This is a genomic window from Pseudogracilibacillus auburnensis (assembly GCF_003201975.1).
In the GTDB taxonomy this organism is placed as follows: domain Bacteria; phylum Bacillota; class Bacilli; order Bacillales; family Amphibacillaceae; genus Pseudogracilibacillus; species Pseudogracilibacillus auburnensis.
Map to the genome: position 1 here is coordinate 621,182 of NZ_QJJQ01000001.1, position 21,843 is coordinate 643,024.

At 34.6% G+C, this 21,843-nt stretch carries 25 protein-coding genes; 17 read left to right on the forward strand and 8 right to left on the reverse strand.

Features of this window, described 5'->3' with window-relative positions; genetic code table 11:
* The first annotated feature begins 3 nt into the window (after nt 1-3).
* From DFR56_RS02940 to DFR56_RS02960, 6 genes are all read left to right on the forward strand, one after another.
* The gene (locus DFR56_RS02940) at nt 4-1,071 is read left to right on the forward strand and encodes a serine hydrolase domain-containing protein (protein WP_110393961.1); all 1,068 of its coding nucleotides are present in this window, start codon (nt 4-6) and stop codon (nt 1,069-1,071) included.
* 430 nt (nt 1,072-1,501) lie between these two features.
* On the forward strand, nt 1,502-2,329 hold the full coding sequence (locus tag DFR56_RS02945) for a GNAT family N-acetyltransferase (RefSeq protein WP_110393903.1): 828 nt from the start codon (nt 1,502-1,504) through the stop codon (nt 2,327-2,329).
* A gap of 262 nt (nt 2,330-2,591) precedes the next feature.
* Nucleotides 2,592-2,768 carry a hypothetical protein gene (locus tag DFR56_RS22780; RefSeq protein ID WP_158525477.1) on the forward strand — a complete coding sequence of 59 codons (177 nt, stop codon included), beginning with the start codon at nt 2,592-2,594 and terminating at the stop codon, nt 2,766-2,768.
* Nucleotides 2,769-3,170: 402 nt separating this feature from the next.
* Nucleotides 3,171-4,118 carry a WD40/YVTN/BNR-like repeat-containing protein gene (locus DFR56_RS02950; RefSeq protein ID WP_110393904.1) on the forward strand — a complete coding sequence of 316 codons (948 nt, stop codon included), beginning with the start codon at nt 3,171-3,173 and terminating at the stop codon, nt 4,116-4,118.
* A complete protein-coding gene (locus DFR56_RS02955; protein ID WP_110393905.1) occupies nt 4,105-4,968 on the forward strand; it encodes a hypothetical protein in 864 nt (287 codons plus the stop codon). Before DFR56_RS02950 ends, DFR56_RS02955 begins: the two co-directional genes overlap by 14 nt.
* Before the next feature lie 131 nt (nt 4,969-5,099).
* A complete protein-coding gene (locus DFR56_RS02960; RefSeq protein ID WP_244916403.1) occupies nt 5,100-5,510 on the forward strand; it encodes a DUF3888 domain-containing protein in 411 nt (136 codons plus the stop codon).
* 189 nt (nt 5,511-5,699) lie between these two features.
* On the opposite strand, the gene DFR56_RS02965 is transcribed toward DFR56_RS02960, so the two are convergent.
* Nucleotides 5,700-6,038, reverse strand: coding sequence for an ASCH domain-containing protein (locus DFR56_RS02965; protein WP_110393906.1), 339 nt, complete (start codon nt 6,036-6,038; stop codon nt 5,700-5,702).
* 125 nt (nt 6,039-6,163) lie between these two features.
* On the opposite strand from DFR56_RS02965, the gene DFR56_RS02970 reads away from it, so the two are divergent.
* A complete protein-coding gene (locus tag DFR56_RS02970; RefSeq protein ID WP_110393907.1) occupies nt 6,164-6,691 on the forward strand; it encodes a P-loop NTPase family protein in 528 nt (175 codons plus the stop codon).
* 250 nt (nt 6,692-6,941) lie between these two features.
* Here the strand turns inward: DFR56_RS02970 and DFR56_RS02975 are convergent, their stop codons facing one another.
* Nucleotides 6,942-7,688: a hypothetical protein gene (locus tag DFR56_RS02975; protein ID WP_110393908.1), complete on the reverse strand. Its 747-nt coding sequence runs from the start codon at nt 7,686-7,688 to the stop codon at nt 6,942-6,944.
* Between the two features lie 772 nt (nt 7,689-8,460).
* Between DFR56_RS02975 and DFR56_RS02980 the strand changes: the two genes are divergently transcribed.
* Complete coding sequence (locus tag DFR56_RS02980; RefSeq protein WP_110393909.1) at nt 8,461-8,919, forward strand: DUF2262 domain-containing protein; 459 nt, start codon at nt 8,461-8,463, stop codon at nt 8,917-8,919.
* Between the two features lie 188 nt (nt 8,920-9,107).
* Here the strand turns inward: DFR56_RS02980 and DFR56_RS02985 are convergent, their stop codons facing one another.
* The 3 genes from DFR56_RS02985 to DFR56_RS02995 are packed head-to-tail and all read right to left on the reverse strand — an operon-like array spanning nt 9,108 to nt 11,648.
* Entirely contained in the window at nt 9,108-9,881 is a 774-nt protein-coding gene (locus DFR56_RS02985) for an ABC transporter permease (protein WP_110393910.1), read from the reverse strand.
* Nucleotides 9,881-10,882, reverse strand: a complete 1,002-nt coding sequence (locus DFR56_RS02990; protein WP_110393911.1) for an ATP-binding cassette domain-containing protein — start codon at nt 10,880-10,882, stop codon at nt 9,881-9,883. The genes DFR56_RS02985 and DFR56_RS02990 overlap by 1 nt, the downstream gene beginning before the upstream one ends.
* Entirely contained in the window at nt 10,875-11,648 is a 774-nt protein-coding gene (locus DFR56_RS02995; RefSeq protein WP_110393912.1) for a MerR family transcriptional regulator, read from the reverse strand. Before DFR56_RS02995 ends, DFR56_RS02990 begins: the two co-directional genes overlap by 8 nt.
* A gap of 264 nt (nt 11,649-11,912) precedes the next feature.
* Here DFR56_RS02995 and DFR56_RS03000 point away from each other — a divergent pair, with 264 nt between their 5' ends.
* Together DFR56_RS03000 and DFR56_RS03005 are read left to right on the forward strand one after the other, a co-directional pair.
* Nucleotides 11,913-12,773, forward strand: coding sequence for an AraC family transcriptional regulator (locus tag DFR56_RS03000; protein WP_110393913.1), 861 nt, complete (start codon nt 11,913-11,915; stop codon nt 12,771-12,773).
* A gap of 535 nt (nt 12,774-13,308) precedes the next feature.
* A complete protein-coding gene (locus DFR56_RS03005) occupies nt 13,309-13,755 on the forward strand; it encodes a GNAT family N-acetyltransferase (protein WP_244916404.1) in 447 nt (148 codons plus the stop codon).
* Between the two features lie 97 nt (nt 13,756-13,852).
* On the opposite strand, the gene DFR56_RS03010 is transcribed toward DFR56_RS03005, so the two are convergent.
* Nucleotides 13,853-14,407, reverse strand: a complete 555-nt coding sequence (locus DFR56_RS03010; RefSeq protein ID WP_110393914.1) for an NADPH-dependent FMN reductase — start codon at nt 14,405-14,407, stop codon at nt 13,853-13,855.
* Between the two features lie 310 nt (nt 14,408-14,717).
* Between DFR56_RS03010 and DFR56_RS23405 the strand changes: the two genes are divergently transcribed.
* From DFR56_RS23405 to DFR56_RS03035, 6 genes are all read left to right on the forward strand, one after another.
* On the forward strand, nt 14,718-15,125 hold the full coding sequence (locus DFR56_RS23405; protein WP_244916405.1) for an alpha/beta fold hydrolase: 408 nt from the start codon (nt 14,718-14,720) through the stop codon (nt 15,123-15,125).
* Nucleotides 15,082-15,564 (forward strand): hypothetical protein, encoded by a 483-nt coding sequence (locus DFR56_RS23410; RefSeq protein WP_244916406.1) that lies wholly within the window; start codon nt 15,082-15,084, stop codon nt 15,562-15,564. The genes DFR56_RS23405 and DFR56_RS23410 overlap by 44 nt, the downstream gene beginning before the upstream one ends.
* Nucleotides 15,565-15,831: 267 nt before the next feature.
* Nucleotides 15,832-16,164: a magnetosome magnetite crystal formation protein family gene (locus DFR56_RS03020; protein ID WP_110393915.1), complete on the forward strand. Its 333-nt coding sequence runs from the start codon at nt 15,832-15,834 to the stop codon at nt 16,162-16,164.
* Between the two features lie 51 nt (nt 16,165-16,215).
* A complete protein-coding gene (locus tag DFR56_RS03025; protein ID WP_110393916.1) occupies nt 16,216-16,962 on the forward strand; it encodes a MerR family transcriptional regulator in 747 nt (248 codons plus the stop codon).
* Between the two features lie 393 nt (nt 16,963-17,355).
* Nucleotides 17,356-18,633: an APC family permease gene (locus DFR56_RS03030; protein WP_110393917.1), complete on the forward strand. Its 1,278-nt coding sequence runs from the start codon at nt 17,356-17,358 to the stop codon at nt 18,631-18,633.
* The gene (locus tag DFR56_RS03035; protein ID WP_110393918.1) at nt 18,617-19,201 is read left to right on the forward strand and encodes a bifunctional transcriptional activator/DNA repair enzyme AdaA; all 585 of its coding nucleotides are present in this window, start codon (nt 18,617-18,619) and stop codon (nt 19,199-19,201) included. The genes DFR56_RS03030 and DFR56_RS03035 overlap by 17 nt, the downstream gene beginning before the upstream one ends.
* Nucleotides 19,202-19,625: 424 nt before the next feature.
* On the opposite strand, the gene DFR56_RS03040 is transcribed toward DFR56_RS03035, so the two are convergent.
* Both DFR56_RS03040 and DFR56_RS03045 read right to left on the reverse strand, forming a co-directional pair.
* Entirely contained in the window at nt 19,626-19,952 is a 327-nt protein-coding gene (locus tag DFR56_RS03040; RefSeq protein ID WP_110393919.1) for an AzlD domain-containing protein, read from the reverse strand.
* Nucleotides 19,945-20,640 carry an AzlC family ABC transporter permease gene (locus DFR56_RS03045; protein WP_110393920.1) on the reverse strand — a complete coding sequence of 232 codons (696 nt, stop codon included), beginning with the start codon at nt 20,638-20,640 and terminating at the stop codon, nt 19,945-19,947. Before DFR56_RS03045 ends, DFR56_RS03040 begins: the two co-directional genes overlap by 8 nt.
* 175 nt (nt 20,641-20,815) lie before the next feature.
* Between DFR56_RS03045 and DFR56_RS03050 the strand changes: the two genes are divergently transcribed.
* Nucleotides 20,816-21,385, forward strand: coding sequence for a helix-turn-helix domain-containing protein (locus tag DFR56_RS03050; protein WP_110393921.1), 570 nt, complete (start codon nt 20,816-20,818; stop codon nt 21,383-21,385).
* Nucleotides 21,386-21,843: the final 458 nt, after the last annotated feature.

Sequence of the window (21,843 nt, forward strand, 5' to 3'; positions counted from 1 at the left end):
TCAATGTTAGATCAATCGTTTTTGAACGATACGGTGAATCAAATGGTGAAAAAGGGAAAAAACTTTGGTGCTGTGTTGTGTGTAGAACAAGGGAACGATGACTTTTCCTGGATCGGTTCGGCAGGGAATCTTCAATTCGATAATCAGTATTTTATGACGAGTGTAACAAAATTGTATGTAACAGCTGTCATTTTAAAATTAAAAGCAGACAATCGTTTGCATTTGGAGGATAAAATATCAAAATATCTTGCAGATGATATGATGGATGGCTTACACGTATTGAATGGGGTTGATTATTCATACGACATCACGATTCAGCATCTAATTTCCAATACATCAGGCATTGCCGATTATTTCAAGCAAAAGCAAGCTAATGGTGAAGCGGGAGGATCGGATCTTTTTAACGGTCGGGATGAAGCCTGGCCTTTAGAGAAAACACTTGCAAGCATCAAGAAAATCAAACCTCAATTTAAACCAGGGCAAAAAGCTAGCTATTGTGGAACAAATTATCAGCTCCTAGGTAGAATCATAGAAAATCTTACAGACATGCCAATAAAAGAAGTCTTTAAATCTTACATTTTTGACAAATTAAATTTGACTAAAACATATGTTTATAAAGATGAAAACGATACGAAGCCCATTTCACTTTACTATAAGTCTCAACCTCTTCATGTTCCCAAATTTATTTCATGTCCTTCCTTTACACCTGAAGGAGGCATCGTATCCACGGCTCATGAAACGATGATCTTTCTTAAAGCTTTTTTCACAGGGTACTTTTTTCCGAAAGAGGAAATCGAGGGTTTGAAAAAGTGGCATTTCATTTTTTGGCCCTCACAATTCTATTATGGGATCGGGTTGGAGAAGTTATGGGTGCCTCGAATCGTTTCACCCTTTAAACCTATTGGAGATATTATAGGCTTTTGGGGGCAATCAGGTGCTTTTGCTTTTTATCACCCTAAACAGGAATTATATTTTACGGGCACAGTCAATCAAGCTAGTGGAATGGGGCACAACTTAGCTTTTAGAGCCATGACAAAAATTATTAAAACGGTATCTTCATTTAAATCCTAATCAGAGACATTAGAAAGGAGAGAAATAGTTAAATATATTTAAAAGTGGAATATCAGAAAATTTCAAGGCATAAAACAAATTGTAACTTGAAAATTTTTTATTTAATATTTACTAGTTCAACCCTGTGTTCTATCAAAGAATTTAAGGGTCTTTTTTTTGCGAAGAAGTATCAAATGTAACAACTGTCCAAAGGCCAATAATATTTGTGAAAACTAAATTCAAAAATAAAAAGTGTCGTTTAGAAGAAACTAAACTAGGTACACAATATGTCTAATTAAGATGAATTAGATTACATAGTTTAGTAGAAGTTTTTAAAAGTCCCTAGAATTGGATTAAACTGTTTGTTAAAATGTAGTATATTAAACGAGTGAATTTGGGATGGAGCTAAATAAGAATAATAGAAATAATGATCTTGAAAGGAGGGAAAAGAATGATTGCTGAATTACATAAAGATGATTTTCATAAATGTTTAGGAATACTCAATGAACAAGGACAGTTAGAAGCTAAAGCTATCGTGACAGGGATCAATCCTGGGCGTATATTTGTTGATAATGTTGAAACACCTAAATCCGGGCTTATTTGGTTAGGTAATAATGATGGTTTTATATTTATCGGAAATGAAAAAAATGACCAATTTAATAACGCGCTGAATCCATTTATTGACCATGTAATTGCACCGGAAGCAAAGGAAATAGGGTTAACGTATTTTGAGGGAATTGGCAATCATGAACAATGGAATAAAACGATCGAAATGTTGTTTGAACATCGTACATTAGGTATTTGGCTTCAAAGGGTTTATCTGTTTAAAAAGGAAAATTATAAAGATCAAAGTGTGCCTAAAATAGAAGAGAGGTATACGATTCATCAAATCAACAAGCCTCTCTATGAGAACAAAAATAACTCAATTAAGAACATAGAATTTCTACATTCAAAAATCTTAGCATTTTGGTCTTCACCTGATTGTTTTTTTCGTAAGGGCATAGGTTATTGTATTGTGCATGATAACGAAATTGTTAGTGTCTGTTTTTCGGGTTTTGTTGTTGATCATATTCATTGTATAGATATTGAAACTTTAGAAATCCATCAAGGTAAAAAATTGGCTCAAAGATTAGCGCATCATTTTATAAAGGATTGTTATGAGAATAATATGGTTGCGTATTGGGATTGTATGGATGGGAATAAACCTTCTATAGCAGTTGCCGAAAATGTAGGATTTTTTAGACTCTTTAATTACGTTGGATATGAATTTTTGTTTTGATGGGAGCTACGCAGTATCTTTATCATTTATTTTTGTTTGGTACTTGTTTGTCGTGTTCAAACCAATTAACAAGGTCTGAAAAAGGGTATAGTTCAAGAGGCTTCATATGAAAAAAAAGAAAAAGATATTCATAACATAAAGACAGTTGTAAAAGTTTGTAGAAAGAGCGAAAAGGTTATGATACTAAAACTCATTATGATTCTGTTGGTGTACCAGCAATAAAAAGCAACTCTTTAGATAGAAACTAAGTCAGGAGGATCAAATGAATAATAGAATAACACTCCTCATTTTATTCGTTTTTATAATCAGCATAGGATCATTGGTTTTTGTTCTAACTTCGGATTATCATCCAGATTATCTATTAGGGTATGGTGTACCTATATCCATTATTTGTGGAACTTCCATGATCGCATTCGTGTTGTCTCGAAGAATTAAATAATTGTTTAGAAGAACAAGCAACAAGACCCAAGTCTTGTTCATTTAAATGTGTTTTCAATTTTCTCTAAGTTCAGCTTAATAAATAGCTCATGCCGAGAATAGGTATGGGACATTTATGGTTTAACATTATGAACATGGTTTTATAGAGCTCTAAATACGACAATCCTCCCATGCTCACTAAGAAGATAATTTTTTTGAAAAAATCAATAAGATACACCTCATTTTTTTTGATACAATAAAAGCGAAAAAGAGCTAGGTAACATTTTAAATTATGAAATAGTTAGGATATTGAATTATCACGATACAATTTAGGTGAAAAAAGTGTTGATTGTATAGTGTATAAGGTCATTACCATTCATTTAACTAACCAAAAAACAACTTTTACATTAAGGAGTCTTTCTTCATGAAAAATGTAATTCTCGTACTGTCCGGTTTTATGATAGCGGGTTTAATCATAGGTACGTACTTTTACCATAATCAAGCTTCGGCTACTCTTCCACAACCGAACCAGCCCAATGATCTACAAGAAAATACTACCTTACCGGATGAACAAGAACAACCACAGCCAGAACCTTTACAACCAGTAAATAATGACACGATTACGTATACATTACAAAATGATGAACTAAATATCACATTCAATAATGGGAATGATTGGGTAAAGGTTCCGATTGAAAAGGATCAATTGTTTGAAGGGGAATATAATGGAAACAAACAAGAATTGATCGAAAATAGCTATATGCTTACAGAAAACAGAGTTGCATTTATATATTCGGACGGAGTTGACTTGGAAGGAAAAAGAATACGATTAATCTATTCAAGTGATCAAGGTATAACGTGGAAGGAATCAGTTGTTATTGAACCATTTCCACCCATGCGGTTTAGAAAAGTTGATTTCTTAAATGATCAGTTTGGTTATGCCATTATCTCAGGTGATCGCACGATGTCGCAGGAGTATTCGCGAGCCTTTATAACTCATGATGGTGGAGAGACTTGGGAGGCTACAGCTGAATCGCCCACAACGAGGCTAATTGCATTTGGTGGTTTTGTAGATGAAACGACAGGATTTTTATCCTATGGGACAATTAATCCAGAAGAACCTGACGTTTACGTTACTCAAGATAGTGGAGAAACATGGAATGAAGCAGTTTTTAATATGCCAGTAAAATATAATAGAGTATTTGTTCAAGCGGAGGTTCCAGTAAAAGAAGAAGATCATTTAGTGGTTTTAGTGAACCAAGGGCCAAATGGTGATTATAAAGGTGGGCTAGTAAAAGGAGAATTTATCTCTGAAGATAATGGCTTAACATGGAACTTTTCAGCGGAGGTACAGCCAAATGAAACGGAATAAAAATAGATTAATGAAACGAATTGGATGGATTCTATTTCTTTGTGCGATTGGCTTTTTTGGCTTGCAGATGGGATATTTACTTATACAGGATAGATATCAAGTTGAGTATATTGACAATCGCTTATTTTACATCATAAATATTTTTTGTGTCATCTGTTTATCTCTAGCAATCTTACTTCTACTTAAGCTAACAAAAAGATTTAAATTAATAGGGACAATTGTCGTGGGTATATTTATGATCATTCAAATAGTACTACTTGTTGATAGCGATAGAAAAATAAATAATATTACAAGTGTATCCCCTAATTTCAAACATGTTTTCTCGATCAAAGAAAATAGAGATAGCGGCGAGTCTTTTTACTATAGATCCTATTACGGTATTTTAGCCCGACCAAAAGAAAGTTTGCCATATGAGATAGCGGAAGACTATAAAGTGGAATGGTTAGCCAAAGATGTTGCAGCATTTACGTATGAGACAGCTGAAAATACAATTCAGCAATTTATTGCGACATATGGAGATCGGGGTGGTGGCATTGCTTACTATTATGTCGGAGCGGAGATGCAAGGGGTATGGCAAGGAGAGAATGTTGAGGTGATTAGTGATCCAGACGGGATTACTGTAACTGAAAATGGTAGATCTGAATTATTTGAATGGGAAAACATTCATCAGTTTGGCACACTGGCTATTGTTTTAAAAAAGAATAACGAAGCCGCCTGGACTATATCCTTAGATGACAATTTTGTCGTTCATTCAGATGCTTTGGAAGACAAAGTAGGAAATATTCGTTTATACAAGGCCACCATGGAAAAAAATCAACCAATAAAACTACAATATCAGGCTTCTTATTAATAGAATATCCTAAAAGATGAGGCATGTTCTATAAATATCAATGGGGATTGATTCTATTGTTAGCATATATCCATTGTAACGTAAATGAATAAGTTCAGTTTAGTGTCAAAAGCTAGAATGAGGTGATCATTTTGCAGAAAAAAATCGTAGTTATGATATTTATTTTTGCGTTAGGAATTACGAGGTCTACTTCCCTACTTCATGCTCAAACAATAAATGAAGCGGATACTGAATTATGTGAAACAGTCAAATATGCATTAATAAATAGCCTTCGAGAGCCAATTGATAAGGCCATAAATGAAATTTATAAAAATGACCCGAATGCACCAAGCGATCTCACATGGGCTTCATATGATACAGAAATGTTAAAAATCAAGCAGTTATACGGTGTAGGTGGGGAGTATGAAATTACGTTTAAAATTACACCCTATTATCACGCTCATATTACTTATGGTGAAGATATCATTGTTGTAAGCACTGATGGTAAGGTAATTGATTATACACATGTTAAAACGTATCCTAAGGAACCTATCGAAAAATGAGATGAAATTTTTGGATTGAAATAAAACAGATTATTCAAGACTAAGCACATTTTGAAAAAACACTTCAAAATATGTATCGGGATAAATAGCTAGAGGATGCGTCGTTTATTTCAACTTTTTCCAACTACAGCTTTGATCAACATGGGGGACTTCGGCAACCAATTCGCTAGTTAGTGGATGAATCCATTTTTAATACTCTATTGTAATCGCCAATGTTCCCCACTTCTTTTCCTGTTCTAGACTGTATATTTCATATGTCCCATCTATCATCTCTTTCATTGTCCAGCCTTCACAATCAAAATCACCAAAAGGTATATGTTCATACATATCTTTAAATGTATCATATGTTCTAAGCTCTGTTACTTTTACTTGCAATGTATCATTTTGTTCAGGATGTTTAATAAATTCGATCGTATCCCCAACTTTTATTTTTCTTCTTTTTTTATCGTTCAGCCGAACCTCAACCTTCTTTTTTCCTTCTTTAATAGCATTAAAATATGCTTCGTATAAACCCATTTGATGTATCACAATACATTCACCCCTCAATGTATGTTAGCATATTTCCAGAAAAATGTTTTTCGCCAAATGTCTATGTTAAGATTATTGTAAATGAAACTTGGAATATTATAGAGCGGTTTTAATGGGGTGATTAATTGAAGCAAATACCTAAAAGAATACATATTATTGGATCTGTAGGAAGCGGAAAAACTACTCTCGCAAAACAACTGTCATTAAAATTTGATATACCATTTTACGAACTAGATAACGTTGTTTGGGTAAGACATAAGTCTGGGGATATAAGAAGAACGGAACATGAAAAAGAAGAATGTTTACATACTATCATTCAATCTGATAGCTGGATTGTTGAGGGTGTTCATAGCGAAGAATGGGTTGCCAATAGTTTTCTTCATGCAGATTTAATTATCTTTTTAGATACAAAATATTCGATAAGAACGTATCGTATTATCATGCGGTTTTTAAAGCAAAAAATGCGGTTAGAGTATGCAAATTATAAACCTACATTCCAGGTGTTTTTGAATATGTTCAAATGGAATAAACATTTTGAAGAAGTGGGGAAGCCTAATTTTTTTACTACATATGGAATGTATAACGATAAGATAATCATCTTTCGAAACCAAAAATGTAGTAAGAATTACGTCAATAGTTGGCATGAAACTTAAGGAGATGGGAGGAAGCCCATTATCTAAATAGATGCTTCTTGGTAAAAAATGAGTTTTAAACCAAATAAGATGCCAGTTGGACAAAGCTAAACTGGCATTTTGTTACAGGATTAGTGTGATAACTGATAGATTCCTTTTAATTGTCCTTTATCCAATTGAATTAACCCATCTGTGCATTGCTCAATTAGCTCAGTGTCCGAGTTTTTATTTGTTTTTGAAGCCTGAAAATCTAAGGGTTCACTTATGAGACTTAACTCCGATCAGCCCATATTTTCACTTTTTCACGAAGATAATCCTTTTGTTGGTGGAATTGGTCTATACGATGTCCATTTGCCCCAGATGGATGTGGAAAACCGATTAAATAGGTATGGTTGGGCAGCTTTCGTTCTTTCCCTAGCTTAAAGATGACATTCTCAACTGTTCTGCCTAGAGGAATTACCAATGCAGTTGGAGAAATTTGAGCTAACTCCTTTGGAAAAACCTTGTAAGGATAATCCCTTAATAAAGGAGAACGATCGATAGGTGGTTGAAATCCAGTGTAGTTTTTTTCTTTAAAAAATACCGGGTATTTGATTACTGATGTTGTATGAATAAGCTGTCTATTTTCACCAAATAAAGAGGATGAATTCTGTATATGAAGAGCTTCTGGAATATAACATTGGTCAAGCATGTCAACAAGATTGGTTCTCATTGAACCAGCAAATCCTGCTGATATTTTTGCTTGAATCAAACTTGCTTCTATACTGTTGTTAGATGAAAGATCTTTTACAAATTGCTCAAAAGCAGTTTTCATTTGATGCCATCCAGGGGTAATCCCAACAATAATTATTTTCGCTTCCTTGTTGATATATTCATTGTGAGGGGCGTAGTATATCTTTATATCTCCATCATTATTTAATAAAAATGATTCATTTAGCAAATCATTTTTTGTGAGAGGCTTTTTAGTATTTAATGATTTAATTGCAGGTAGAAATTGTTGAAGTATTGGATATAGCATGGGATATCTCCTTAACATATTATAAAACGTTTTGTGAATGACTTTTTTAATTACTCACTGTTTACTTTTTGTTCCTATCATCTATTCTACCTTAAAAAGTTCCATTGTTTCTCATCTTTTGTCACGTGGTAGCCTCACCGCGTTCCCATCGCAGTCGAAAATCGTCATGAAGGTCACGTGGTAGTCTCGCCTCGTTCCCTTCACAATGGAAAAACACCGAAAAGGTCACGCGGTGATCTCGATCCGCTCTCCATTTCCTCTAAATTAGTGTAGAATCATATTGCATTGTACTTCCGCTGATATTATAGCGAGAGCTAATATTCTGGGCATCTAAACTAAACTTTATTTTTTCACAAGATGATTCGTTTAAAACATAATATGAATATCTAGGTCTTGAGATAAATGTCATATTTTTTGTTTTACATTATTTATTCCCCTCTCTTTTATAGCATATGCTGTTACTAAAAGATTCTCTATAAGACTTTGTTTAATAAGGAATGTCTATACCTTTTCAGGAAGTAATTGCATGCTTGCTATCGATAATTCCATTCATGCATAAGACTCAATACTATATCTTTACCTTAAGCTATGTTCTCGTTAAACTTGTAATAGAAAGGTGAAGCGAAAAATTGGAACGAAAGAAGTATGGAAGATAGGATCGATTTTCTGATAAGATTGTTTCAATTCATCTTGTACAAAGGAATTTGCATATGTTTGAATAGGGAATGGTGATGTAATCAATAGAATTACCTTTATAGAAAGGAAATGAGAGATGGAAAAAACAATACAAAGTGAGTTAATTGGACTATTTACATATAATGAGATTTGTAAAACATATGAACAAAATGACGGGAAAATACACTGGTCATTGGACATCAGAAATGAAGGTGTTAATGTTAACAAGTTGTTAAAAAAAGCGGAAGAACTATTTTTGTTTATGGAAGACTTTGATAAAAAGGCAAAAGTAGCTATAGCAGAGAAATTGATTGATTATAAAAATGACTCTTGGCCTGAATATGATGAGAATGATGAAAATTTAAATTGGGATGTTGTAGATGCAGGTGAATATGATGTAACGAAGGAGAAATTTGCAGAAGTAATTACTTTATATGATATTGTAATTAGAGTAAATGATATTTATTGTGAATTTGATGATGGAGACTTATTTGGGGGACATAGAATACATGCTTATTTTGATGATTATTATGAGTTGTTAAACGCAGACGTGTAAAAATAAGAATTAAGTGTATTTCAAAACTACTTATCATAAATCTCATCCCTTTGTATTTCGAGTAAGAAATCGAAAGAGAAGCAGGGAAAACTAATTCCTGTCCTGCTTCCAATTAGAAATCAGCATGAAAAATTCTTCTTCTTTTCAGTAAAACCAGTTCGTTTAATGCCTTCCTTCTTTAAATTTACTTATATTGTTTTTTGATATTTACGAAAACTCAATGTTGCAAGCAAAATGGACAAAATCGAAAAGATAAGTAAGTATCCGGAATAAGTCAGAACTATTCCCCAATCGATATTTGTCTTAATTGCTTCACGCCCTGCCTCTCCTGCCCAATTAACAGGATTAAAGCGAGCAATATTGTGAATCCAATCTGGTACAAGCTGTAACGGCATAAAAAGACTGGATAAAAACATGACAGGCATAGAAATAAAGCCGACGAATGCCATTAATGCTTGTTCATTTCTAACAAGTAAAGCGATCGATAGAGATAAAGCACCAAAACCAATGCCAACCATTACCCCACAAATAATTAAAATGAAAATACCTACTAGCCCACCAGCAAAATTAGCACCAAGCATGAACGAAAGAAGAATCATGATAGTTGCTTGAATGATCATGGTGACAGCGTTTTGAATTAAAGGGCCAAGAATTAATGCACTACGTTTGACAGGAGAAGTAAGAAAACGATTCAAAACACCATGATTATGGTCTGCTATCATACTCATACCTGCATAACTTCCTGCCATGAAGGTACTCATGATGACAATGCCTGGAGCAAGATAATTAATATAAGAATTGCTGTTAAAACCAGGGATATGAATAATACTGCTAAAAAGTGAACTGAAAAGAAACAGCCAAATAATCGGTTGAATAAGGTTCATGAAGATCACAAATGGCATACGTAAAGTGTTCCGTAGATGACGAAGAGTCATATACCACGAATGAGTAAGCATATTCATTATGAATCAACCTCCCCTTCTGATTTACTCAATGTTTTCCCTGTATATTTCATATAGACATCATCAAGTGTAGGGCGTGATATTGTCGTTGATTTGATGTTAACTCCTGCCTTTTCCAAAATACCTAAGACAACAGCAACAATTTTAGCGCTACTATCTGTTCGTATATATACCGAATCGTTTTCGATCATAATTTCTTGAATTTCAGGTAAATCACTAATAATATGCTCTATATTTTCAAAACTGTTCGTCTCAGATAATTCTAATTGTAGAATATCACCATGCAGTTCTTCTTTTAACTTTTCAGGATTTCCTTTAATAATTATCTTTCCATGATCGATGATCGCCACTTCGTCTGCAAGCTGATCTGCTTCTTCAAGATAATGGGTTGTGATTAAAACGGTTAAACCTTCCTCTTTTGCTAACTCTCTAATCGACTCCCATAAGGCAGTTCGAGATTCAGGGTCAAGACCTGTTGTCGGCTCATCAAGAAATAAAATCCGCGGACGGTGGATCAGACCCATGGCTATGTCTAATTTACGTTGCATTCCACCTGAATACGTATTAGCTGGGCGTTTGGCCACTTTAGTCAAATGAAAACGTTCTAGTAAGTCTGAGACTCTTGTTCGAAGCTGTGAACCGCGAAGACCATAGAGCTGACCTTGAAGTGTAAGGTTTTCACGTCCTGTACTTAGCAGGTCTACACCTGATTTCTGAGCAACACACCCAATGGTTTGCCGTATGACCGCTTGGTTGGAAATGATATCCATTCCAGCTATTGTTACTTTTCCATGATCGGGGTTTACAAGAGTAGTCATAATGTGAACAGCAGTTGATTTTCCCGCACCATTTGGTCCCAGGAAACCAAAAATCGCCCCTGCTTTCACTGAAAACGTTAATCCATCGAGCGCTTTAACGTCATTGCCATATGTCTTGACTAGATTTTCAACTTTAATCGCTACCGGTTCTTTCGCACATTTTGTTTGGTGTACGTTATTCATCTTCTGCCTCCCTCTTGGAACGATTATTGTTCTGATCGTTTTCTTGATACATAATAGTAACGGCACTATCTATAAAGTTAACCATATCTTTATCGATTGGATAAAACGTGATATCGTCTTTGTGATCCTTCATTGCATGCCACATTTTAGCTTCGATCTCTTTGTTCCCTGCAAACATTTCATCCACTTTATCCATCCATCTTCGGGCTAAACGTTGTGCTGTATCGGATCCCGGATGTACATGTATATTTGCCCGAACATCATGATAGATATCTTGCCACTCTTGAAGATCTTGTTCATCCATCCGCTTTCCCATATCCTGAATTTCTTTATATTCATTGGGATTGAAGTAATGTTCAAATAAATCCTGTACAGATTCTTTGCTTTGTTTAAACATTTGAATGATCTCAAAAATAATAGCCCAATTTATTGCATCCTCAAACTGAACAGAATAAAGGACACTTTGCACCGCTCGTTCTAATTCTTTTAATTGTTTTTGTTGTTGACGGATCATTTTTAATTGTTTTTCCAAAGAATCTTCCCATGTTGCGGTAGGGCGATCTAAAACTTCTTGTATTTGTTGAAGTGAAAAACCCATAAACTTTAAGGCTAAAACTTGCTCCAGTCGCATAACATCGTCGTCACTATATAATCGATGACCACCTTCTGTTTTGGAAGAGGGGGTGATAAGACCAATTTCATCATAATAATCGAGGGTGCGGACTGTCACGCCGGTTTTTTTAGAAAGCTGACCAATGGAATACACTTTTTTTACCTCCTTTCATTTACAGTATAAAACATAACGTAACGTGTGATTCAAGGGTAAAATAAAATTTTCAAGTGGAATTGAAAATTAACAGCTTAATTTACATAAATATTAAAATACTTAAACAGTAAAGCATCAGAAATACATGGTATTATGGTTTATAGAGTGAGTACGATACAAAAAACATCTGTCAAAAGAGAGCACAGATTAACAGGATTGTTCTATATGAGGTTGATAGACTGAATAGTGAAAGGAGCGTTTTACATGGAAGGGCTGCAAAGAATGTTACATGCAATCGAATTTGTGGAAAAAAATTTAGATAATGATCTATTTATTGAAGATATTGCTAGAAGTGCTTGCATGTCTAAATTTCATTTCCAAAGAATGTTCCATATGTTAACGAGCTATACTGTGAGCGAATATATCCGAAATCGTCGTATTACAGTCGCAGCACAGGAATTAGTTTATTCTAACTCTAAAGTGATTGATGTTGCGATGAAGTATGGATATGAAAGTCCAGAAGCTTTTACAAAAGCATTTCGGAAAATTCATGGTATTAATCCGACGGTTGCTAAGAAAAATAGCCAATCGTTAAAAGCCTATCCAAAGCTTTCTTTTCAAATTCAGTTAAAGGGAGATGTAGAAATGGATTACAAGATTGTCGAGAAAAAAACTTTTACTGTGGTAGGGAAAAGTATTCGGACAACCACTTTAGAAGGAGAAAACAACAAGAGGATAGCTGCTTTTTGGAATGAATCGCATGAGAATGGATTTACAGAAGAGCTCGCTAAAAACTGTGGTTCTTTAGGATTGATTGGTATTTGCATGGACTTTGACAAACAACAAGAAAATTTAACATATTTAATTTGTGCTGAAAAACAGATGGAAAATGTGCCATCTGATTGGGAGGAAAAGGAGATTCCTGCTGCGAGTTGGGCAGTGTTTCCAGTGCATGGTGCAATGCCAGATGCAATGCCAAAAGTTTGGGAGCGAATTTTTTCTGAATGGTTTCCAGCAACAGGTTATGAACATGCTGGTGGCCCTGAGATGGAAGTTTATCTAAGTGATGCCGATCCTTCATCAGAGGACTACTATAGTGAGATATGGATCCCAATTAAAAGATAATGAAATGAAAGCACAGTGACGAGACGGTCATTGTGCTTTTAGAGGATGTTCAAAAAGTCCAAAAAAAATGACGCATCGAATTTCTGCGTTGGCAGTTAGGAAAGGATACATCCTTTCTTGACTCGCATAAGTGCAACTAAGGTATTCGCAGTAAAGGCGTTGCGAATGCCAAGTTTTCTAAGCTTGCTTTTTTAGGTACTCACGTATGTAAAAGCATACGCTCCGTTCCTCATAGCTACGCCGCCTTCGACGAGCAATGTTTATTGCGACGAGTATTCGCAGGAGCAGTGTCTTCGATGGGACGAGCATTTAGCGGAGTCCCAATGTCTTTGATGGGACGAGCATTTAGCGGAGTCCCAATGCTTTTCGATGGGATGAGCATTTAGCGCAGTCCGAGGACGTGGCGTTTTTAGCCAGTGGAACTTCTTGATCCTTTTTATTGGCTCCTATTTGACACGTACTTTTAACAGTTTTTAAGTGGATGTTTTTTTGTCTTACAGAACAAATTCATATTCCTTAGGAGGGCGAATGACAATTGGCCAATGATTATTTTATTTACCATTCCATACCTGATATGGATGTAATAGGTGGGATAGTAGACCTTCATCAAAGTATATTTGGTATTTCCCATGATTTGATTCATAAAATGGCAAATAAGCCTCAATTGTTCGTAATTATTGCAATGGATGGCAAGAATATAATTGGATATAAGATAGGATATGCAATTGATCAAAATAAATTTTACAGTTGGTTAGGTGGGGTAGATGCTAAGTACAGAAAACATGGAATTGCTACCAAACTAATGGACATGCAACATCAATATTTGCGAGAAGAAGGGTATAAAGTTGTCCGAACAAAAACAATGAACAAATGGCGCGGTATGTTGCTGTTAAATATTAAAAATGGATTTGATGTTATTGACACATATCGGGATGAAAAAGGGATACATAAAATTATCCTTGAAAAAAGTCTAATCACTTAATTGAGATAAATTTCTTCGTGAATATATTGTTTCCATTTTATAAAAAAACTGACAGCAATATTTAGCTATTTACTGTCAGTCTTATCAGTGCTTAGGATTAAGCTTGATACCTTTTAATTAAATCCACAAATGCATCGACAAATGTTTGTAAAAATTGAATTGTACCTTCATTCGTTATCTCCCCATTTTCATTTAACAGGTCTGCCGAGTTCGCGAGATAAGCTTCCGGCTGTTGTAAAACTGGCATGTTGAGAAAAACGAGCGGCTGACGTAAATGATGATTTGCACCAAATCCACTGATATTGCCCGGTGATTGGCTAATGATTGCTGCTGGTTTCCCATCCCAAACACTTGAACCGTAAGGGCGCGAACCTACATCTAGTGCATTTTTTAATACGGCTGGAATGGAACGATTGTATTCTGGGGTTACGAATAATACAGCATCAATTTCTTTCATTTTGTTACGAAATGCCGTCATCTCAGCGGGAACATCGTGATCATCATCAAAATCTTGATTGTATAACGGTAAGTTACCAATCTCCACAAATGATGTTTCAAAACCGTTAGGGAACAGTTCAGCAACATTTGCTGCAATTTTTTTTGAAAATGATTCTCTTCTTAAGCTGCCAACTAAAATACCTACTCTAACCAACGTACCTCAACCTTTCTTTCATAAAATGGAATTTCCTACTTCTAACGATAAAAAGTCCGTCCTGTTTATATTATAAACAAAGATTATTTTTCTATTGCACCATTTGCCTCAATTTAGAAAAATTTTGGTGGATCGCTTCATCAATGGAATGGAGGCCGCTTCTTATCTGCCATTTAGTAATGTCAAACTATTTACCTGTTTAACACATCTTGGCTGTCATTTAGCTGGTATAATAAGCTGTAGATCGTAACTTGAAAAATAGAACTTTAAATAATTTTCCATGCAGGATAAAATGAGGAGATTAAAGCGAATGGCAATCATATTGATCGTTACACCATTTGTCCTTATTTCATGTTTTATCATTGTCTCATGGATAAACCATCATATTCAGTTATCAAAAGAAGATAATATGTTTATCCCTAAAGGCGAGCTAGTCAAAGTAGATGAGCATTATATCCATGTTTATACGGAAGGGGATGGGGAAGATACACTTGTTTTTATGTCTGGTGGTAGGACGAGTTCTCCAATGTTAGATTTTAAATCACTCTATTCACTGTTAAAAGATCAAGATCGGATTGTTGTAATCGAAAAGGCAGGATATCGATTTAGTGATATTACTGAATCGGATCGGGATATGGATACGATCCTTTCTGAAACGAGAGAGGCTCTTAGCAGTGCGAACAATTGGCTTAGATATGGCAATACCTGCAGCATATGAAAACTACCATATCCAAATGCCCGTTGTTCGATTACTTGCATTTGCCGCTCAAACGGGTGTTATTAGGTGGATTCCAAGCGCAGTGGAAAGTGACGCGGCAAAACATGGCACTTTAACAGAAGAAGAACAGCAACTATATAAAATAATTTCGTATCGTCGAACCTTTACAAAAAATATGATAAACGAAGTTAAAATGATTAAAGAAAATGCTAAAAAGGTAGAAGAGAACAACACACCTAATGTTCCAATGTTATTATTTTCATCCAATGGTAAGGGGACAGGAATGGATGAGGATACATGGGAGCGTCTGCAACGGGAATTTAGTATGGAACAAGAAAATAGCATATTGATCGAATTAGATGCTTCACACTATCTCCATACTATTGAATTTGAAAAAATTGCAGAAGAGATAGAGGAGTTTATTGGAAATTTACGGTGAGTTTGTATTTAGAGCGATTTCTTCGTAGTTAGTTACCAATGATAATAAAAGGTTGTATCGTGGGGGTTACATCAAAAAGTTTATGGAAAGAAGAGAAGTAGTGAAACGTCTAAATAAACAGAAGCAATAGGTAGATGGATTACCTATTGCAAATTATTGTATTAAATTTAAATTTTGTTCTTGAATCTCCAGTTGCGTCATCTTTTATGATGAATTTAGTTACTTGATCAGGTAGCAACTAAAAAATAATGCAATTGGAGGATCAATATGAAAAAGGAAAGTCTTTTAAATAGGATATTAGCAAGTCTAATGCATTTGTTTTCACTTTTACTCACTTTCTTTTTACCAGTTTTAGTATACCTAATATCAAAGGGTAGAAATGATTATTTTGCCGATCATGCGAAGGAAGGAATGAATCTTCATTTTACGTTCTTTCCAGTTTTTTTGACATTAACCTTTCTATCAACGAAATATAGTATTCTTTCAACTCTATCGTATTTACTAATTATACTGGAAACAATATTAATTTTAATTGCAGTTATTTATACTTTGAAGGGTAAGAAGTATTCTTATCCTGTTATAAAGTATTTTAACGTATAAATGTGAATATTTACTACGATAAAAGTTACCAAAAGGATGAGGGTGAAGCCGTTGGCAAAGATTGTATATACCATCGGGGAGTTCGCACAAAAAGCTAATGTTAGTATTCGAACGCTTCGTTATTATGACAATATTGGCTTATTAAAACCGAGTGATTATTCGGAGGGTGGGCACAGATTATATTCGAATGACGATTTAACAATCCTAAAAAAAATAAAAGCTTTGCAGTTTCTCGGATTCCCATTAAAAGAAATAAAAGATATGCTGGAAAAAAATATCGTTGAAGGTGGAGCATTATTAAATTCTTTAAACGATCAAAAGCAAATCTTTGAAGCGAAAAAACAAGAAATCATAAACATTTTATCCGATTTAACACATATGATTGAACTGGTAGAATCAGAAGAATTGGTTAATGTTGAGGTGTTTTGTGCGATGCTGCAAAAGTTAATGTTTGAAGAAGATACGGAGAAATGGATGAAGGAGCATTTTTCTCAAGATATCACGGATCCCATATTTAAATTAAATAAATCGGAGGAAATTAATTTAGATAAAGAATGGACAAAAATTCTATCTGAAATAAAACAATTATCATATGATAATGTGGTACCATCATCAAACGAAGCACAAGAAACAATCGAAGAACTGTTCCAACTCATGGAGGAGACGATGAAGGGGAACCTTACATACATTAAAGAAAAGTTACCATCTCTAGAGTCATTCCATTTCCCCCATCCATTTACAGAAAAGGAACAAGCATTTTTAAAAAATGCTATGGGGATTTATGAAAAGAATAAGTGAAGGAGATCAATTTCATTCTATAAAATTGTCGTAGTAGGTAAAACATGGATGGAAAAAGTTCATTTTGTTGATCTAATGTTAGGAAATATCCTTCACAAATACTTGTAGAGAAATTATTTAACATGAGAAGTATTTAATAGGACTGAAATGAGAAGGTTTATCCCTTTTTAATTTTACCAAATGGAGATTAGTATAAACGAATTGGTTATTGACCCAAAAATCGACGCCGATTGAACGATAATGGTGCGATACTAATCTAGTGTATTTTTAACCCTACCCATATGGACAGTTTTTTTCTCAAGCGACATATTATGTAAATAAATTAAACCGCAAAAAACGAGAAGAATTTCTTACCCCTTCGTTGATACAATATGTGTGTGAAGGGGTGAAGCAATGGAAAACAAATCAATTGGTTTATTTCAAGGTGTTGCTTTATACATGGCAGCTATTTTAGGATCAGGAGTACTTTTTTTATCAAGCGTAACTGCTTCTATGGCTGGTCCAGCTTCCATTGTATCCTGGGTGATTGTGATAGTGATCAATTTTCCACTGGCATATTCGTTTGCCATTTTAGCTCGTAACTATCCAGACGCAGGTGGGGCAGCAACTTTTGTTAGAAATTCATTTGGCTATCATACGGGTAATATTGTCGGGTGGTTTTATTTCGTCACAGCTGCTATTGGACAAACAATCGTAGCTTTAACTGGTGCTTTTTATGTTAGTCTAGCATTCGGACTTTCACATTTTTACACGATTCTTATTGCCGTCTTCATTTTAATGATTGCAGGTATTTCTAATTTTTACGGTGTGAGTGTTAGTGGTAAACTGGCATTGATTTTAAGTGGCTGCTTACTTATTCTCTTATTAGTCACAATCATAGTGTCCATACCGAGTATTCGATGGGAGAATTTTATTCCTTTTGCACCGAATGGTTGGTTTTCAGTTGGAAGTGCTATTACCGTTATATTTTGGTCTTTTTTTGGATGGGAAGCAATTTGTAGTTTGGCAAATCATTTCAAAAATCCAGACAAAGATATTGTAAAGGGAACCATCATTAGTGCCATTATCATAGGGGTATTGTTTTTAATGTTGAGCTTTGTCACCATTGGAACTGCAACGTATGGAAGTAGTGAAAGCAATTTATCTCCTTTAGGGGTAATGATGGGGGAGACAGTCGGGGTTGGTGCCCAAGTTGTCACTGCTGTTTTGGCGTTTATCATTTGTACAGGAACTGCGAATGCATTTGTCGCTAGTCTCACTCAATTAGGATATTCTTTAAGCAGGGACGGATCTTTTCCAGTTTTTTTCGAAAAAGTACATCGTACAACTGGAATACCAAGACGAATGGTGATGTTTATCATTTGTTTTGCAATATTAGGAGTGTTCGTGGCAGAGCTTTTTTCATTCACGTTTAATGACCTATTGTTTATTCCGACTTCTCTAGGAATTTTAGTTTACATCTTATCAATGGCAGCGGGTGTTAAATTGTTTAAGAAAAAAACATTCGCATGGTGGGCATCATTGATATCACTCCTTTTATGTTTGTTTGTATTACCATTTTTCCAAATGTATCTTTTGGTACCAATAATAGTAGTCGGATTGTATACTATGTACATGATGTTTAGGGCGAATCTTTCCAAAGGTGTAGAAGGAAATGAAAATTTTAAATAATATGTCTAAAGAAATAATGTGGGAAGCTGTGGTAACATGTGACCCTAAATATGACGGGGAATTTTTATATGCAATTAAAACTACAGGCATTTTTTGTCGTCCATCTTGTAGGTCAAAAATCCCGAAATATAAAAATGTATCGTTTTATACTAATGCTGAAGAGGCTCAACTGGCAGGATATCGTCCCTGTAAACGATGTCGTCCAGATCTTAGTCTCAAAAACTATGACCCACTACATTCAATTATCAAAGATACGAAAGAAATAATTGAAAATCAATATTGGAAAAACATTCATTTAAATGATATAGCTGCTAAGGTCGGGGTCAGCCAATTTCATTTAACTCGAACTTTCAAGAATAGGACTGGATATACACCTCGTCTATATTTGGAAAAAATAAGAATCCGAAAAGCACAAGAATTGCTTATGACAACGACCCTAAGTAGTACAGAAATTGGGTTTCAAATTGGCTATCAAAGTATGTCTAGTTTTTATCATGCATTTAAACGTCATACTGGGCATTCACCGAGACAGTTTCAGGCCGATATTAAAAACAACCTTAAACCTTAAAAAAGGTACTTTGGCTTTATTTCGAGTAAGTTAGAACGAGCATCTCCGTTAGCTCAACTATTAGGATGTACAATAACCAAGAATGGTGGAATTGAAACAGATGCACATTTGGACGTATAAATATGGAAGGAGTTTATGCGAGTGGAGATTGCACTTTATCAATTCCTCCTCAACTTATAAATGCCGCTAGTAAGGAAAGTAAAGTCGCATCGGGAGTAATAAGTGATTTAATTCATGAAGAATTTTAAGTTTTGAATGATTGACCGTACTATTTATCTTTTAATTGAGGTGTGGATTAATTTGCTTACGTCATGAAATCTCCATCCCCCTTTTAGAAGCTACTTAGTCAAAAAGCGTTCTTATTTGACCTAGGCAAGTAAACATTAGCCTAACGAAAAGTAGTTAGGCTAATGTTTTATAACCTTTAAGATGAATAGAATAAATTTCGAACAAGTAATCCAACAATCATTCCAATGATGACTGAAGGAAGGAATAGCTTGCTCACCTTGATAGAGATTCCAGTCGCAAGGGCACCAAATAAAACTGGAAAAGATATAATTAATTGTCCAGATGTCGTTGGGATAATAATTTGCTTCATGATTAAAGCTGCCATGATTGCGATTGGAACGTAACTAAAATATAATTGCAATGTTGGATTTACTTCTCTCTTTGCCATCATCTCAACCCCGAGGATTCGTGAAACAAATGTTGAGATAGATAACAAGATAATTAGTATCCAAGGATTAATCATGCCCTAATGACCTCCTTGCTAGATAAAGACCCAAAAAAGGGGATAATACCCCTGCCGCAATGACCGTTAACTCATTTCCCGGGAAAAAGGTTTCTAATCCACTTGCAATAGTGGCTGCACTTAATGCAGTTGCAATAGCGGGCTTTTCATTTAATGAAGGAATAAGTAGTGCTGTAAACGTTACTGGAAAAGCTAAATCTAACCCCCACTTTAATGGATCAATTTGATCCCCTATTAAGGCACCAGTGTAGGATGAAATAATCCAAGCAATGTAAAAAAGTCCTGCAACAACACCAAAATAAAGAGGATCTGGGCCAAATTTTTTAAATCTTGTACTACCTAAGACAAATGGTTCATCTGATACTCCAAATGATAATAACCATCTCCATCTTTTCTTTACTGGGGATAACCCCTCGGCAAGAGCGGCTCCATATAATAAATTACGTACATTTAATAAACATGCAGTAATAAAGATGCTAGCTACTGTAGCTCCTGAAGTGATCATTGCTATGGTGACAAGTTGAACAGATCCAGAAAATACGAATATGGACATCGCAACAGTACTTAACAGATTTAAATTCGCTTGAGTTGCCAGAATTCCATAGGATAATCCATATGTAGCGATCGCAATCGCTAGAGGGAATCCTTCTATTAACGCTGTTTTAATTGTTATTTTTACTTGGCTCAATTTTATCAGCCCCCATTCCCTGAAAAATATTTGGCATAACTCCTCCGATGAGGTAAAATAGCATAAAGTAACTTAAAATTAACTTTAATGTATATTATAATATAACAACCTCTTTCTGTATACTTTAAAATACCTTTTGGTTAATTAAAATATTTAAATTGGAAGGAGAAAATGCATGTCTACGGAATTTCCTTGGAATGAAAAAAATATCGGTGAGCGTATTGGGAAGAATTTACGTCAATTTCGGTCAAATAAAGGGATAAGTATTGAAGCTTTTGCCAATCAAATTGGTGTAAGTAAATTGACTTTGATAAAAATTGAAAAAGGTGAAGGGAACCCTACTCTGTCTGTCATTTGGAAAATTGCTGATGGCTTAAAAATCCCAATTACATCATTATTATCAATGGAGTCCACCGTATCTATTGCTCGAAAACAAGATGGTGTAAAATTAATGAGCAACAATAAAAAGTTTATTGCCGAACCATTGTTTCGATCCCATGGTTTTGAATTATATCGTGGCTATTTACAGCCAGAGGCCGAGTATGCATCAGAGGCACATCAAAAAGGAGTAAGGGAATTTGTAACAGTAATGTCTGGGAAGTTACATATGGAGATTGATGGTGAAACATATGAGTTAGATGAACACGACTCTATTCAATTTGAAGGGGATCGCCCTCATATTTATCATAACCCTACAACCAATTCAGTGATTCTTCATTTTGTTATTTCATATAATCATCAGTAAATAATCATGAAGCAAAAAAAGTTAGATTCTTTTGCGCTAATCATGTTACTAATTAATAAGGGAGCAATAAACAGAAAAAAGTTATCAAAATACATGTTACCAAAAACAAAGACCGATAAATTTAATAGCAAGCTAAAGAAAATAATTTTTCATTGACTTTTCGTTAAAGACCCACTATAATTTCATTGAATTGTATTTATTATGTAAAAAAGGAGCATTATTAAAAAAATGATATACTTTATTAGACTTCGTTTCCTAACTTTGAATCAGTAATTGAATATGTTCAAAGGCTCTGTTTGTGGATACAGAGTAAACGGGATAGGTCTGTCTTTTTTTAATAATGTTCATTTTTCATATTTTTATATGACGAATTGTACTATTAAGTGCAACACCTAAAAAAACTGTAGTTAAAATAAAGCAGCCCATAACAGCTTCGTGTAAAATGTAAGTAACCACAC

Coding starts and splice junctions, on each gene's coding strand:
- DFR56_RS02950 (WP_110393904.1), top strand. CDS start 3,171: ATGAAAAATGTAATTCTCGTACTGTCCGGTTTTATGATAGCGGGTTTA.
- DFR56_RS23405 (WP_244916405.1), top strand. CDS start 14,718: ATGGCAATCATATTGATCGTTACACCATTTGTCCTTATTTCATGTTTT.
- DFR56_RS02945 (WP_110393903.1), top strand. CDS start 1,502: ATGATTGCTGAATTACATAAAGATGATTTTCATAAATGTTTAGGAATA.
- DFR56_RS03000 (WP_110393913.1), top strand. CDS start 11,913: ATGGAAGGGCTGCAAAGAATGTTACATGCAATCGAATTTGTGGAAAAA.
- DFR56_RS03035 (WP_110393918.1), top strand. CDS start 18,617: ATGAAAATTTTAAATAATATGTCTAAAGAAATAATGTGGGAAGCTGTG.
- DFR56_RS02955 (WP_110393905.1), top strand. CDS start 4,105: ATGAAACGGAATAAAAATAGATTAATGAAACGAATTGGATGGATTCTA.
- DFR56_RS02985 (WP_110393910.1), bottom strand. CDS start 9,881: ATGAATATGCTTACTCATTCGTGGTATATGACTCTTCGTCATCTACGG.
- DFR56_RS02940 (WP_110393961.1), top strand. CDS start 4: ATGTTAGATCAATCGTTTTTGAACGATACGGTGAATCAAATGGTGAAA.
- DFR56_RS02990 (WP_110393911.1), bottom strand. CDS start 10,882: ATGAATAACGTACACCAAACAAAATGTGCGAAAGAACCGGTAGCGATT.
- DFR56_RS03020 (WP_110393915.1), top strand. CDS start 15,832: ATGAAAAAGGAAAGTCTTTTAAATAGGATATTAGCAAGTCTAATGCAT.
- DFR56_RS02975 (WP_110393908.1), bottom strand. CDS start 7,688: ATGCTATATCCAATACTTCAACAATTTCTACCTGCAATTAAATCATTA.
- DFR56_RS03040 (WP_110393919.1), bottom strand. CDS start 19,952: ATGATTAATCCTTGGATACTAATTATCTTGTTATCTATCTCAACATTT.
- DFR56_RS02980 (WP_110393909.1), top strand. CDS start 8,461: ATGGAAAAAACAATACAAAGTGAGTTAATTGGACTATTTACATATAAT.
- DFR56_RS03050 (WP_110393921.1), top strand. CDS start 20,816: ATGTCTACGGAATTTCCTTGGAATGAAAAAAATATCGGTGAGCGTATT.
- DFR56_RS03030 (WP_110393917.1), top strand. CDS start 17,356: ATGGAAAACAAATCAATTGGTTTATTTCAAGGTGTTGCTTTATACATG.
- DFR56_RS22780 (WP_158525477.1), top strand. CDS start 2,592: ATGAATAATAGAATAACACTCCTCATTTTATTCGTTTTTATAATCAGC.